Below are 14,025 nucleotides of genomic sequence, written 5' to 3'. Positions count from 1 at the left end.
AACCGCTCGCCAGCGCCGCCGCCCACGCCGGGCCGACCGGGGCGGTGGCCGTCTCCAGGGACGGCCGGATGGTCGTCAGCGTCGGAATCGACGGCCGCATCCGCCTGTGGGACTTCACGACCTCCACTCCCCGCGAGATCGGCGGGGGCGTTTACCGGGGGGCCGAGTTTCAATCCGTCGTCTTCAGCCCGAAGGAAGATTACGCCGTCGTCGCCGGGAATTATCAAGGGACCGCCCGCGTCTGGGCGTGGGACTGGCGCGGAAACGAATTTTACGAGTGGGGCGCCTACCGCGGCGACAAGGCCAGCGTGACCGGCATTTCCTTCTCGCCGGACGGAACAAAGTTCGCCGCCGCCATCGGGGCCTTCGTGGTTTACTGGAAGGTTTCCTCCCCCAAATCCGCCGGGTCCGGCATCATCCTCAAGGGGCACGGCCATCCGGTGCGGGCGGTCGCCTTTTCGCCGGACGGCAAAATGCTCGTCTCGGCCGGGGAAGGCAAGAGCGTCATCGGCTGGAGTTTCGGCTGGCTCGGCGTGTCCCAAAAACTCAAGACAGACGGGCTGACGGACATCATCACCTCGATGGACTTTTCGGGCGACGGCGAACGTCTCTCCATCGCCGGGATGGACCGGGTGGTGCGCATCCTTGAAGTGGCCCGCCCGCGGTTGGAAAAAGCCACCGTGCTGTCCGGGCACCAGAACAGTCTCCGCCTGATCCGCTACCTGCCGGACGGCCGTTCGCTGGCCGTCATCGGCGAGAGCGGCCAGGTGGTTGTCTGGAACGCGGTCGCCGGACTCAAACAATCGGATTTCACCTTTTCAACCACGATGGCCACCTCCGCCGCCCTGACGCCGAACGGCCGTCTGCTCGCCTTGGGAACCATCGACGGCCGGGTCAGCCTGTTCGGCCTGCCGGAGGCCGGCACGTCCCCGGTCACGTCCCTCCAGTCGCTGGTCTCCTCCCGGATGTGACCGAATTCTCCGGTGACATGGCGTCAACCGGAAACCTACTTCCCGTTCCTCTTCCTTCTTGGCACGACCGCGCAGAGTCATCAGTGAAAGGATGACTCCCTTCCCGGCGACCTAACCCCCCGCTGATTGTCGGGCGGCCATCCCCGCTTTGGCCGTCTTTGGATACACTTTACCGGACGTTCGCCCCGCCACTCTCAAGGACATAATTCCCATGTTGCGATACCGAATCGCCGCGATGTCGGCGATTGTCGCCCTGATTCCGCTTGTTTCCGACGGTCAGGAAAAGACCGACCCGGCGAAGGCCGAGACGAAAAAGGAACTGACCCGCGAAGAACAGATGAAAGCCATCGAGAAGGAATTTGTGGAAGCCCGCAAATCGGCCTTCAAGGCGATCAACACGGCCAAGACGGTCGAGGAGCGGGAGGCCGGCCAAAAGCTGTTGCCGCAGGAAAAGACATTCCTGCCCCGCCTCCAGGCGATTCTGGCGCAAAACGACGGCGACGAACCGGCCATGACCGCGCTGGCCATGTCGATCTTCGCGTTCAACACCAAGGACGAGAAGATCCTCGCCGCGCTGGACAAGAACGTGAAGAACCCCAAGATCCGGCTCCTCGCCGAGGTCTGCATCGGGGGGGCGCCGCCGGCGATGGTGAAAGTGCTGGAACGCATCTCCAAGGAAAACCCCGAGAAGGACGTTCGCGGCATCGCCTGCTACGCGATGGCCGGCAACGCCTTCGACGCCGCCGAGCAACAGGAACTTCCCGAGGGGAAGTCCCCCGATTACAAGGAAGCCGAGGCGTTGTTCGCCCGTCTTGAGAAAGAGTTCGGGGATGTGAAGATCGACAAAAACACGCTGGCCGACGTGGCGAAGGGTTATCTGTTTGAAATCCGCAACCTCGCGGTCGGCATGAAGGCCCCGGCGGCCGCCAGCAAGAACCTGAAGGGGGAGGCCGTCACGCTGGCCGATCTCAAGGGCAAGGTCGTCGTCCTCGATTTCTGGGCGACCTGGTGCGGGCCGTGCCGGGCGATGATCCCGCACGAACGCGAACTGGTCGAACGCCACAAGGACAAGCCGTTCGTCTTCGTGAGCGTGAGCGCCGACGACGAGAAGAAGGATCTCGAAGAATTCATGAAGGAAGAAAAGATGCCTTGGACCCACTGGTGGCAGGGCCCGGACGCCCCGCTCTTGAAGACGTGGAACATCCGCAAATTCCCGACCGTCTACGTCCTCGACACCGCCGGCGTGATCCGGCACAAGGACATCCGCGGCGAAAGTCTGGACAAGGCCGTGAAGGCCTTGCTGGCTGAGACGGAAAAGAAGTAATTCTAAATCACATTGATTGTTTGCCAAAGTGAGGTCTCGGAGCCCCCCTCCGGCTCCCCTGCCAAGGGGGAGGCGGAGGGGGGGGCTCCGAGATATTCGGCATCACACCGAACGGGACGTTCCACATCATCCGGATGCGATTTGAAATCACTCAATTCATGAGGAGTCGATTGATGAAACGGCGATTCATCGGAGCGATGGCCATTTCGTGCTGTCTCGTCGCGGCCATGGTCCGCGGCGAAGAGCCGGACGTCAAGCCGGTCAAGAAGACCTTTCGCGCCGCCGACGGGGCGAACATCATCGGCGAAGTGCGCGGCAAGGGGGAGACGGCCCTCGTCTTCCTGCATGGCTGGGGCGGTGACCGCGAGTATTGGAAGAACCAGGCGGCCGCCTTCGCCGGGGATTACCGCATTGTCGCCATCGATCAGGCCGGCCACGGCGAATCCCAAACCGGCCGCAAGGAATCGACGGTCGCCGCTTTGGCCGCCGATGTCGAGACGGTCGTCAAGGATCTTGGCCTCAAGCGGGTGATTCTCGTGGGCCACTCGATGGGCGGACCGGTCGCGCTCGCGGCCGCGAAGCGGTTGCCGGGGACGGTCGTCGCCGTGATCGCCGTTGACACGCTGCAGAACGCCGAGGCGAAATTCCCGGCGGAATTGGGGGCGAAACTGCTGGCCGGAATGGAGAAGGATTTCAAGGGAACAATCCGGGCCGGCTTCTTCACGGGCCTCTTGCCGGAGAAGGCCGACCCCGAACTGGCGGGCTGGCTCGCGAAAAAGGCCGAGGCACAAGAGCCGAAGATGGCCGTCGCTCTCATGCGAGACATCTTCACACTCGACACGGCGAAGCTCTTGAAGGAAGCAAAAGCCCCCGTCCGCTGCATCAACTCCGGCGGCGGCTATGCGTTCTTCAATCCGACGGCGGTCGAGATCAACAAGAAATACGCCGACTTCACGGCCGTCTCCATCGACGCGGTCGGCCATTATCCCATGCTGGAGAAACCGGAAGAATTCAACCACGATCTTCGGGAGGCGCTCAAAGAATTCGCGGCCAAACGTTGAGACCTTTCAACAACCGATTGCTTTGGCTCGCGACGATCCCCGGTGAGGCGTCTCTTCGGAACGGAGCGGGGCCAGAGATGATTTCCCAAGTCTCGAATCACGGCTTTCAGTCGCCATCCATCCCGGCCTCCGTGAGAAGCCGAACCGCCGCGACGATGTGCCGTCGCAACGCGGTCGGTTTCTTCGCGGCCTCGGGATCGATGTGCGGGCCATCAGGGTTTGCCACCGCCCAATCAATGACGTTTGAGGCGTGGCCGTCATCGAGTGTGGCAAATCTTTCTGGCACACGTCGGCGGCTTGTATTCGCCCCAAGGGGGCGCTCGATAATAGCCAGGGGCGCTCGCCCCTGGAATCCCGTCATTTGAAGGGTTTTCTGCCCCAACGGGGCAGCACATGTTCGTTGTGCCACCCCGTTGGGGTGGATTCCTTTTGGCGATAATAGCCAGGGGCTTCCGCCCCTGGCTATTATCGAGCGCCCCCTTGGGGCGAATACAAGCCGCTGACGTGTGCCAGAAAGATTTGCCACACTCTTCTTACTTCCCGCGAGCCGTCGTCAGCACCGTTTCGAGTTTCACCGACGCCCCGTTTTGGCGTTTGCTCTCCTCGGCCGCTTCCATGAACGCGAACAGTTCGGTCGTCTCGGCGGCGCTCACCGGCGGGGTGCGGGTTTTGAAGAACTTGGCGATCTGGATGGCGGTGGCCTCGTAGCCCATGTATCGGTCGTTCGTCGGGACCACGCCCTTCACCGGGGCGCCGTGGCCGTAGATGCCGGCCGTGGACACGCCCTTGTCCCCGAACACCGTGGCGCTGTACTTCGGCGCCCCCTTGCGGATCGCCCGGTAGGTGCCCACCCGGCCGTCCTTCCAAACGCCGGTGACCACATCGGCCAAGTCCGTCGAGGCCCGCGTGACGGAGACGCAACCCGGCCCCATGATCGTGTACAACGTCTCCACGCCGTGGATGCCGTGCCAGAACAAATCCGGGTGGTGCGGTTCGCGGGGACAGCCGCCGTAGACATCACACCCCAGCACCTGGCCGACTTCTTCGTGATTGCGCATGCCAATGAATCCGGGGCTAAAACGATGCTGCGAACACGAGAAAATCGGCGTCTTATATTCGGCCGCCAGCTTGAAGATTTCAACCGTGTCCTTCAACGAGGCCGACAACGGGCGGCCAATATACACTGGCTTGCCGGCCTTCAGGATCGGCTTCAATTGTTCGAGATGCGCCCGGCCGTCCAGGCTCATCAGCAACACGGCATCCACTTGCTTCAACACTTCATCGGGCGAGGCCACCAACTGAACTTTTTGCTTTTGGATGCCATCGGTCCACTTGGGCAACTCGCGCACACTCTCCTCAATGTCCGGGCTGCCGCCGGGGAACGCCGCCACCACGCGAATCCCGGCCAAATCTCCCTCGGCCTTCGGGTTGTGGAACAACTCGGTGAACGCCAATGCTTGGTAATTGTCCAAGCCGATGATGCCGACCTTGATCGGCTCGGCCGCCGACCCGGCGAGGAGGGGAAACAGGAGCGTGAGGACCGTCAGCAATCGCTTCATGAAATTGATCCGCCTTTGCGAATAGTGGTGGGAAGGAGGATCTTACCGCAATTCGTTTGGCGACGCACGATGAAAAAACGAAGGTGAGGTATTGGTGACAGCGTCCGTTCTTGGCGAGCCGAGCAGCGTAAGCTGCCGGGTGGCTCCCGGCGGAAAAGTCACTTCAGCCACGGGTTTGAATCAGGCTGAGTAAAGGGGAGGCGATTCAACCGCCGGAAGCCACCCGGCAGCTTACGCTGCTCGGCTCGCCAAGAACGGACGCTGCCGCCGGCAGAAAGAATCGATCGCCTCTTCGTTGCTCAAGCCAAAACCGCCCGGATCACATTCCCGTGGACATCGGTCAATCGGCGTTGGATGCCGTTGTGCGGGAAGGTGAGGCGTTCATGATCCAGCCCCAGCAGGTGCAGGATGGTGGCGTGGAAGTCGTACACTGTCGTCGGATGTTCGCCGGGTTTGTAGCCGAGTTCGTCGGACGAGCCGTATCGGATGCCGGGCTTCACGCCGGCGCCGGCCATCCAAGACGTGAAGCAGTGTTGGTGATGGTCCCGGCCGAGGCCGTTTGCCCCTTGCGTGAACGGCGTGCGGCCGAACTCGCTGGACCAGATCACCAGCGTGTCTTTCAGCAGGCCGCGTTGTTTCAGGTCTTGCAACAGCGCGGCGCATGGCTGATCCAGCAATTGCCCCTGCCGGTCGTGGTTGTCCCGCAGGTTTTCGTGGGCATCCCAATTGATGCGCGGGGAGCCGAGGGCGCCGCCGTTGTAAATTTGCACGAAGCGGACGCCGCGTTCGATCAACCGGCGGGCGAGCAGGAAGTTCCGGGCCGTCGGGCCGACGACCGGGTCTTCCAAGCCATACATCTGCTTCGTTTTCGCCGTCTCGTTCTCCATGTTCATCGCCTCGGGGATGCTCGCCTGCATCTTCGCGGCCAGTTCATACGATCGCACACGGGCGCTCAGTGAGGTGTCAAGCGGGTCTTGGACGGCATAATCGGTGTTGAGATCATTCACCAATTTCAACCCGGCCAGCCGGGCCTCCGGCTTCACCGTCGCGGGCGTTACCAAATGGCTGACCGGCTCCGGCAAGCTCATGTTGAACAACGTCCCCTGATGCTCGGCCGGAAGAAAGCCGTTGCTCCAATTGGCCGTGCCGCCGTTGACCAACCCGCGCGGGTCCGGCAGCACCACATACGTCGGCAGGTTGTCGTTCTCCCGGCCCAGCCCATAAGAGAGCCACGCCCCGAGACAGGGAAACCCGGCGAGGGTGAAGCCCGATTGCATCTGAAAGCACGCCGGTTGATGCGACGGGCTTTTGGTGACCATCGCATGGAGAAACGCGATGTCGTCCACGCACTTGGACAAATGCGGAAACAACTCGCTCACCCACGCCCCGCATTGGCCATGCTGGCGAAACTTGTAAAAGCTCTTCCGCAACACGCCGGGGAAGCCGAAGAAGGTGTCCAGTTCCCCCTTGCCCTCAAGTTTTTTGCCATCGGCCTTGTCCAACTCCGGCCGATGGTTGAATGTGTCCACATGGCTGACCCCGCCGGGGGAAAACACATGAATCACCCGCTTGGCTTTCGCCGGAAAATGTGGCTTCGGTTTGGCCTCGGCCCCGGCGGCGCGTTCTTGATTGAGCATCCACGCGAGGGCGATGCCCCCCAAGCCGGTTGCCGAGTCGGAGAGAAAGCGGCGACGATCATGCCAGACGGGGATGGAGTTCAACATGGAATCGTGCCTCGGAAGATACCAGAGCGGAGTTCGGAATACCGTAACAGCTTGTTGGTTTTGTCGGTCCAACGGACCGATTAACATAGCCCAGCCCGTCAGGGCTGGGTAAATCACCCGCCCACGACCTCGGTCTGAAGGACCGATTATTTTGGGGTTTTCAGACTTCGCGGCCCTGACGGACCTTGAACCAATAATCGGTCCTTCAGACCGGGATTTCTCGATGGTTGGCTGACCCAGCCCTCACGGGCTGGGCTATGTTAATCGGTCCGTTGGACCGACAAAACCAACAAGCCGCCATCTCTTTCTGAACTCCACCCTAATTTCCACGTGGTTTCAAACAATTTCAAGAGCCTCACTGCGTAAGCGGTGAGGGTGGCCTTCGCCTGTCTGCGACCACCCTCACCGCTTACGCAGTGAGGCTCTTGTTGGTCGTCAAATCAGTTAAAGATTCAACCCAAAACCAAGACGAGTAACATGGTCTCACCTCGCATAAAGAAACTCGCTGGAATTGAACAACGACCACGTCAGCGTGTTTAACCCGTGCTTCTCGACCACCTCGCGGGCGGCTGCCATCTCTTGCTCGCGCGGCAAACGGGCGAAGACAATCTCGAAAGCCCGCATCACTTGTTGTTTCACCTCGGAATTATCCTTGGCGATTTGTTTCGCCAGCAGATCAGCCTGCCGAAGCACAAACGCATCGTTCATCAAGGCCAATGCCTGCAACGGCGTGACGGTTGGCCGGCGTTTGGGAATCGGCACCGACGGGGACGGACAATCGAGCGCGTCCAGCAACGGGCTTCGCGCGGTGATGACTTGAATGCGATAAATCGACCGGCGATTGTGGGCCGGTTCGTCGCTGTCCTTGAGATGGTAAAAGTAGGTGTTCAACCGCGTGACCGTGAACGGCCGGAAACTCGGGCCGCCCATTTCGCGGTTGAGATTCCCGGCCATCGCCAGCATCGCGTCCCGAATTTCCTCCCCTTGCAGGCGCCGGGCGGGGAACTTCCAGAGCAGGCGGTTATCGGCGTCGACGCCCGCCGCTTTTTGATGGACGGCGGCGACGGCCTCCTCTTTCGCCCCATTCACAGATGATTGCCGATAAGCCGCGCTTGTCACAATCAAGCGGTGCAATTTCTTGATGCTGCCGTTTGACCGGAGGAATTCGCCAGCCAGCCAGTCGAGCAATTCGGGGTGCGATGGAGGGCTGCCGTTGGCTCCGAAATCGCTGGCGATTTCGACAATCCCCGTGCCGAAATGCCCCTGCCAGACGCGGTTGACCATCACACGGGCCGTTAACGGATGATCGGGATGCGTCAGCCATTCCGCAAAGCGAATCCGTCGGCGTTGCTCAGGCGTCGTTGAATCCAGCCCCCACTCGGCCGCCGGTTGCCGGATGATCGACAGGCCCCCCGGCGAGACGGCTTCGCCCGGCTGTTTCACATCGCCGCGAACGAAGACCACCGTCGGCTGCGGTTGCTCCCGGTCGCCGACGAACGCCATCGTCACCGGGAATTTGGTTCGCAATTCGTTGTTGGTGGTTTCGCGGTCTTTACGCAAAGCGGCCAATTTTTCCTGAAGGAGTTGCTTGTCTTTGGCCTCCTTCAGTTGCTTGTCGGTCTCAGTGATGGCCTTGTCCAATTCCGCGATTCGCTGCCGAAGCGGTGCGGTATTCTTCCGCCAAGCGGCCTCCTCGGCTTCGCTCAACATCCGGCGGGCGGCGTGATATTTGGGAGAGAGGCCATGATCGACCCCCTCGAAGACAGCCTTCACCCGGTAATAATCGGCCTGCGGAATCGGGTCGTATTTGTGATGGTGGCAGCGGGCGCAGTTGAGCGTCACCCCCATGAATGTCTGGCTGACGGCGCCGACCATTTCCTCCAGTTGTTCCTCCCGCGATTGCAACCGGCCCAGCTTGCTCGGCGTCACCCGTTGCAAGGCATCCCAAGGCCCGGCCACCAGCATCCCGGTGGCGGCGACGGATTGAGCGGTGTAATCATGTTGCACATCCCCGGCGATCTGCTCGCGGACGAACTGAAAATAAGGCTTGTCTTCGTTGAACGCCCGGATCACATAGTCGCGGTAGGTCCACGCGTCGGCCCGCAATTCGTCCTCCTCGAAGCCATCGCTCTCCGAGAAACGAACCACGTCCAGCCAGTGCCGCGCCCAACGCTCCCCGTAATGAGGCGACGCCAGCAACCGGTCAACCAGCTTGCCCACCGCCTCGTCCGGCAATTGTCTTTTCCCGGCGCATTCCTTCTCAAACGCGGCCACTTCTGACGGCGTTGGCGGCAGCCCGGTCAAGTCAAAGGTGATTCGCCGGATGAACGTGCGGGGATCGGCCGGGGGCGACATCTGCAATCCGCCAGCCGACAGCTTTTCGGCGATGAACGCATCAATCGGATTGGCAAACGCCGACTTCGGCACATTCGGTTTGCTCACGGGCTGAAACGCCCAAGAAACAGGCTTCTTTTCCATTTCCTTCGCCGCGTCGAAATCCTTCGGCCACGCGGCATCGGCCCGTATCCAATTCGTCATCGCGCTGACTTGCCCGGCCGTCAACCGTTCGCCCTTGGGGGGCATCCGCTCGGTGTCGTCCTTGATGGTGATCCGCTCGATCAAAACGCTCTCGGCCGGGTTGCCGGGGACGACGGCCTTCCCGGTCTTGCCCCCCTTGAGCATCGCCGGGCGGGAATCCAACCGCAACCCGCCTTGTTGCTTCTCCGGCCCGTGACAACCCACGCAACGGGTTTGCAAAACCGGCCAAATCTCCTTGCGGAAATCAACATCTTCCCCGGCCGACAGCGAACCGGCGAGGAGCAACGCCAGCGTGGAGAGGGACAGTCGCGGCATTTGGTCTCCATTTTTTGGAAAAGTGACAAGGAGACAAGCAGACAAGGTGACAAGGCGATTAGGAACCGCTTCATGTTCCAAGGTTTTTATCACCTTGTCACCTTGTCACCTTGTCTGCTTGTCTCCTTGTCTCCCTGTCATCTTCCCCGTCAGTGTTTCATCAAGAACCCAAACACCAACAACGACACAATCAGCAAGACGCCAAAGATCATCAGGGCGGCGGCCGAGTAGATCAACGTCTGGCTTTTCCTTGACCGGGGAGCGCGGGGCAACGCGGCACTGGAGGGAAGCCGAAACCGGCTGTCGGTGCTTTCTTCCAGCGGGGGCCGTTTGCTGAAGCTGGGTTCGTCGTCGAGCGGTTCGGTTCCGGGAATCGGGACCGGGGGAATGAACACCGGGACGGCTTTCCGGGGGATGTACTCCTCCAGTGCCTCCGCGAGTTCGCCGGGTGTTTGGAACCGCTGTTCCCGCTTTTTTGCGGTCATTTTAACCAACACGCGATCAAGGCCGGGGGGCAGATCGGTTCGCTTGGGGACCGGGAAAGGCTCGCGGGCGTGCCGAAGCATCTTTTCCGTCGGCGTGCCGCCGGGGTATGGCACGTCGGCGCATAGCAGGTAGTAGAGCGTGCAGCCGAGCGAGTAGACATCCGACCGGATGTCGGCCGCGTGGGAATCGCGGGCTTGTTCCGGGGCCACATAATCAGGCGTGCCGACGACCAAACCGTCCTTGGTGATCCGGCTCACCGAATCGGCCCCGGCCGCATCCTCCAACCGGGCCAAACCCATGTCCGAGATTTTGACGATCCCCGTCTTGGTGATGAGCAGATTCGCCGGCTTGATGTCCCGGTGGATCAGTCCCTTTTCATGGGCATGTTGGAGGCCGGTGGCGGTTTGCCGGATGTAGTCGCAGGCCATTGCGACGGTGAGCGCCCCCTTTTGGATGACAAGTCTCGCGAGATTGGTGCCGTCCACGAATTCCATCGCGAAGAAGTGAATATCCCCGGCCTGGTCGGCATCGTAAGCCATCACCACATTTTCATGGGCCAGGGCCGCCGCCGCCCGGATCTCCCGGCGAAACCGCTTCACCATCTCCGGGTTCAGCATCCGCTCCCGCCGGATCACCTTCAGGGCCACATCCCGGTCCATGCGGGTGTGTTTGGCCCGGAATACCTCCCCCATGCCCCCTTCGCCGAGCTTTTCCACCAGCACATATTGATTGAGAAACAGGTCCGATCCGCGACCCCGCCAGAAGAGTTTCACTTGCAACGGCGACAGCATTCCCAGCCGGGCAATGTATTTGGGCACCGCCTCCGGGTCATCCGATTGGGCGGCCGCGAACTCGCGCACGGCGTCCCACTGCGGGGGAGTGAGCAACCCGCTAACCCGCACCGAGTCCAGAAAGTCGGCCATTTGGTTGGCGGACATGCAGCCCCCGCGGGAGTGATCGATCCGTCGCTTCGGTGGCAATTCTATCAATCCCGACGAATGTGAACCGGCGAAGATTTGGCTTTGCGAAGAAGAAAAGAGTTCACGCAAAGATCGCCAGGGGACGCAAAGTTTGCCCAAGTTGTCATTGCCTCGTATCAGACATTTTCCCCCGCATTACTGATGACATTTTTTATTGTCAGCAATGACGCGGGGGCGGGCGATTGTCAGCGTGCTTTCGGCTCGGTGGGCCGCCACACTTCCCGGAACTCTGCTCTAAGTAACCAACCCCGGATCATGTCCTTGGGCTGTCGGAATCGCGATCATGATAACATCAACGTTTGACGGCGTTGCCGAACCGGAGGGACGACCATGAAAGAGTTGAACCAAACAGGGATCGGGGCCTTGGGCGCCCATACGAATGTGACTCGCCGCCAGATGTTGGGGGCGGCCGCCATTGGCGGTTTGCTTTTCCAAGGCGTGTCGGCGGGAGAAGAACCGAAGGCTGGCGGCAGCCTGCCGCAAGTCAAGCCCGAAGAGATTGGCCTCCATCCGAAACAACTCCAGGCGGCCTACGACCTGATGGAAAAATGGACGACCGGACCGGATGCCCCCGTGCCGGGCGGGGCGATCTTGGTCGGCCGGGGCGGGAAGACGGTGGCCCCCCGGTTCTTCGGCCGGCAGGGACCGGAGGCGGGCGCCGGGCCGATCCGGCGCGATGCGATGTTCTATCTGGCCTCCGTCACCAAGCCGGTCATCTGCATGGGGGCGATGCTGCTGGTCGAACGCGGCTTGCTCAACATCAGCGACCGCGTCAGCCGCCACATTCCCGAGTTCACCGGCGGGGGCAAAGAAGACGCCCAGATCATTCACCTGCTCACCCACACCTCCGGTTTGCCGGATGAATTGCCGGACAACGCGGGGCTGCGAAAGCAACATGCCCCGTTGAAGAAGTTCATCGAGGAATCGATCAAGGCCGAGTTGGCGTTCAAGCCCGGCGCCCGATACAGCTATGCCAGTTGCGGCATCTTGCTAGTGGCCGAGATCATTCAACGCCTGTCGGGGAAGTCCGTCCGCGAGTTTGTTCGCCGCGAAATCATCGACCCGCTGGGGCTAAAATCAACCGGCTTGGGATCGCAGGGATTCTGCATTCTGCTCACCAACTACCTGCGAGCCAAGGCCCCGTGGCGGCTCGTCCATCTGTCAAACGCCATCGCCGCCGCTTTTGATTGAGGCGAGGGGCGCCGGCAAATCATTCTGGCGGTCATCACTTCTCGCGTCGCTCACGGCGATGGTATTCGCCCCAAGGGGGCGCTCGAGAATAGCCAAGGGCGGCTTCCGCCCTTGGAAAGCTGTTCCCTTGATTTCCGCCCCAACGGGGCGGCACAACAGACAAGTGCCGCCTCGTTGGGGCGGAAATCCTATTGATGGGCGATGTTTCCAGGGGCGGCGACCGCCCCTGGCTATTCTCGGGCGCCCCCTTGGGGCGAATACCAGCAACGCGGTTTGAGGCAAACGTAGGGTGTGAAAGCGTGCCCGGAAGATTTGCCACACCCCTCGCGTAACACACCAATCACCCGCCGACTTCGGTCACGTCAGGCCAAAATGGGTTTGATCGGGCTAGCCTCATGCACGTCCGTTAATCGTTCGTCCCGGCCGTGATGGCGGAACGTCAGCTTGCCGTGATCCAAGCCCAGAAGATGCAGAATCGTGGCGTGCAGATCGGACACTTTGCAACGGTCCTTCACCGCGCGATAGCCGAAATCGTCGGTGGCGCCGTGGATGGTTCCGCCTTTGATTCCCCCGCCCACGAGCCACATCGAGAACCCGTAGGGGTGATGGTCGCGGCCATCCTTCCCCTGCGCCCCCGGCGTGCGGCCAAACTCTCCGCCCCATGTGACGAGGGTGCGGTCGAGCAGGCCCATCCGCTTCAAATCAGCCAGCAGGCCCGCCACAGGTTTGTCGGTTTGTTCGCAGCAGGAACGGGTTTGGGCCGCGTTGTTGTTGTGGGTGTCCCACGGTTGGCCGGACATGAATATTTGCACGAATCTCACGCCGCGTTCCACCAATCGGCGGGCCATCAGGCAGCGCAGGCCATACGGCCGGGTGACGGGGTTGTCGAGGCCGTAGAGCGATTGCACGGCAGGCGGTTCCTTCGAGAGATCAAGGGCGTCCGTGGCCGAAAGTTGCATTCGGCCGGCGAGTTCAAAGCTGGCGATGCGGGCGTCGAGTTCCAGTTCGCCGGGGCGGGCCGCGCGATGAGTGGCGTTCAATTCCGCGAGCAAATCCATCCGGCCTTTTTCGACCGCGACCGGCCGCGCCGTCTTCGGTGTCAGGTTCAGAACCGGGCTTCCCTCGGATCGAAACTGCGTGCCTTGGTAGGCCGGCGGCATCCAACCGCTGCTCCAGTTCCGGATGCCGTCAACCGGCAATCCGCGCGGATCGGGCAGCACCACATAGGCCGGCAAATCGCGGTTTTCGGAGCCAAGCCCGTAGGCGGCCCACGCACCAAGGCTCGGCCGGCCGGCGACAGTCAGCCCGCCGTGGATCATCCAGAGGGCTTGTTCGTGGTTGCGGTGTTCGGTGAACATCGAGCGAATCACGGCGATGTCGTCGGCGTGTTTGGCGATGTTTGGCAACACTTCCGAGAAGGGCGTGCCGCATTTCCCCGCCGGTGTGAATTTGAAGGGGCTGCGGAGCAAATTGCCGGTGAGTTTTTCATCGTCGGCAACCTCGGCCGGCGGCGGCTTGCCGTCGTATTTCTCCAACGCGGGCTTCGGGTCGAGCAGGTCCATGTGGCTCGGCCCACCGTGCATGAATAGCTGGATGACCGCCGTCGCCTTGGGGGCATGATGGGGCTTGGGATTGGGAGTCTTCGCCTCCGCCCGTGCCCGCTCCTCCGCGAGCATCGCCGCGAGGGCAACCGCGCCCAGCCCGCCGCCCAGGCGGCCGATGGCTTCCCGTCGGGTGAATCGCATCATCGGTCTTCTCCGATCAATCAACATATACGAATTCGTTTGCGCATAGCAGCATGTGGCAAAGATCAATCAACGCCCGGCGCTTGGCATCGACCGCCGGGGCGTGGCGGGCGGTTTGCTCGGCAAGGAAC

9 protein-coding genes are annotated in these 14,025 nt (G+C 61.5%); 4 read left to right on the top strand and 5 right to left on the bottom strand.

Annotation, left to right across the window (positions count from 1 at the left end; genetic code table 11):
* The 3 genes from BGIM_RS65230 to BGIM_RS0137945 form a co-directional block, all read left to right on the top strand.
* On the top strand, positions 1 to 971 hold a 971-nt coding region (locus BGIM_RS65230), incomplete at its 5' end, for a WD40 repeat domain-containing protein (protein ID WP_202947372.1).
* 211 nt (positions 972 to 1,182) lie between these two features.
* Positions 1,183 to 2,295, top strand: a complete 1,113-nt coding sequence (locus BGIM_RS58970) for a TlpA family protein disulfide reductase (RefSeq protein WP_020474837.1) — start codon at positions 1,183 to 1,185, stop codon at positions 2,293 to 2,295.
* 173 nt (positions 2,296 to 2,468) lie between these two features.
* Positions 2,469 to 3,356 (top strand): alpha/beta fold hydrolase, encoded by an 888-nt coding sequence (locus BGIM_RS0137945; RefSeq protein WP_020474836.1) that lies wholly within the window; start codon positions 2,469 to 2,471, stop codon positions 3,354 to 3,356.
* 533 nt (positions 3,357 to 3,889) lie between these two features.
* Here BGIM_RS0137945 and BGIM_RS0137935 read toward each other — a convergent pair.
* From BGIM_RS0137935 to BGIM_RS54600, 4 genes are all read right to left on the bottom strand, one after another.
* Positions 3,890 to 4,915: a Gfo/Idh/MocA family protein gene (locus BGIM_RS0137935; protein ID WP_020474834.1), complete on the bottom strand. Its 1,026-nt coding sequence runs from the start codon at positions 4,913 to 4,915 to the stop codon at positions 3,890 to 3,892.
* A gap of 299 nt (positions 4,916 to 5,214) precedes the next feature.
* Positions 5,215 to 6,639, bottom strand: coding sequence for a DUF1501 domain-containing protein (locus BGIM_RS0137930; protein WP_020474833.1), 1,425 nt, complete (start codon positions 6,637 to 6,639; stop codon positions 5,215 to 5,217).
* A gap of 483 nt (positions 6,640 to 7,122) precedes the next feature.
* Positions 7,123 to 9,492: a PSD1 and planctomycete cytochrome C domain-containing protein gene (locus tag BGIM_RS0137925; protein WP_020474832.1), complete on the bottom strand. Its 2,370-nt coding sequence runs from the start codon at positions 9,490 to 9,492 to the stop codon at positions 7,123 to 7,125.
* Between the two features lie 149 nt (positions 9,493 to 9,641).
* The gene (locus BGIM_RS54600; RefSeq protein ID WP_020474831.1) at positions 9,642 to 10,916 is read right to left on the bottom strand and encodes a serine/threonine-protein kinase; all 1,275 of its coding nucleotides are present in this window, start codon (positions 10,914 to 10,916) and stop codon (positions 9,642 to 9,644) included.
* A gap of 372 nt (positions 10,917 to 11,288) precedes the next feature.
* Here BGIM_RS54600 and BGIM_RS58965 point away from each other — a divergent pair, with 372 nt between their 5' ends.
* The gene (locus BGIM_RS58965) at positions 11,289 to 12,149 is read left to right on the top strand and encodes a serine hydrolase domain-containing protein (RefSeq protein WP_020474830.1); all 861 of its coding nucleotides are present in this window, start codon (positions 11,289 to 11,291) and stop codon (positions 12,147 to 12,149) included.
* A 362-nt stretch (positions 12,150 to 12,511) separates the two neighbouring features.
* Here the strand turns inward: BGIM_RS58965 and BGIM_RS0137910 are convergent, their stop codons facing one another.
* The gene (locus BGIM_RS0137910) at positions 12,512 to 13,897 is read right to left on the bottom strand and encodes a DUF1501 domain-containing protein (protein WP_020474829.1); all 1,386 of its coding nucleotides are present in this window, start codon (positions 13,895 to 13,897) and stop codon (positions 12,512 to 12,514) included.
* Positions 13,898 to 14,025: the final 128 nt, after the last annotated feature.

Origin of the sequence: Zavarzinella formosa DSM 19928, from assembly GCF_000255705.1 — a bacterium.
Taxonomy (GTDB): domain Bacteria; phylum Planctomycetota; class Planctomycetia; order Gemmatales; family Gemmataceae; genus Zavarzinella; species Zavarzinella formosa.
The sequence above is the reverse complement of the archived record's forward strand: the minus strand, read 5'-3'. Positions and strand labels throughout refer to the sequence as shown.

Excerpts from the sequence above, each read along its gene's own strand:
- BGIM_RS58970 (WP_020474837.1), top strand. The coding sequence starts at position 1,183 with ATGTTGCGATACCGAATCGCCGCGATGTCGGCGATTGTCGCCCTGATT.
- BGIM_RS0137945 (WP_020474836.1), top strand. The coding sequence starts at position 2,469 with ATGAAACGGCGATTCATCGGAGCGATGGCCATTTCGTGCTGTCTCGTC.
- BGIM_RS0137935 (WP_020474834.1), bottom strand. The coding sequence starts at position 4,915 with ATGAAGCGATTGCTGACGGTCCTCACGCTCCTGTTTCCCCTCCTCGCC.
- BGIM_RS0137930 (WP_020474833.1), bottom strand. The coding sequence starts at position 6,639 with ATGTTGAACTCCATCCCCGTCTGGCATGATCGTCGCCGCTTTCTCTCC.
- BGIM_RS0137925 (WP_020474832.1), bottom strand. The coding sequence starts at position 9,492 with ATGCCGCGACTGTCCCTCTCCACGCTGGCGTTGCTCCTCGCCGGTTCG.
- BGIM_RS54600 (WP_020474831.1), bottom strand. The coding sequence starts at position 10,916 with ATGTCCGCCAACCAAATGGCCGACTTTCTGGACTCGGTGCGGGTTAGC.
- BGIM_RS58965 (WP_020474830.1), top strand. The coding sequence starts at position 11,289 with ATGAAAGAGTTGAACCAAACAGGGATCGGGGCCTTGGGCGCCCATACG.
- BGIM_RS0137910 (WP_020474829.1), bottom strand. The coding sequence starts at position 13,897 with ATGATGCGATTCACCCGACGGGAAGCCATCGGCCGCCTGGGCGGCGGG.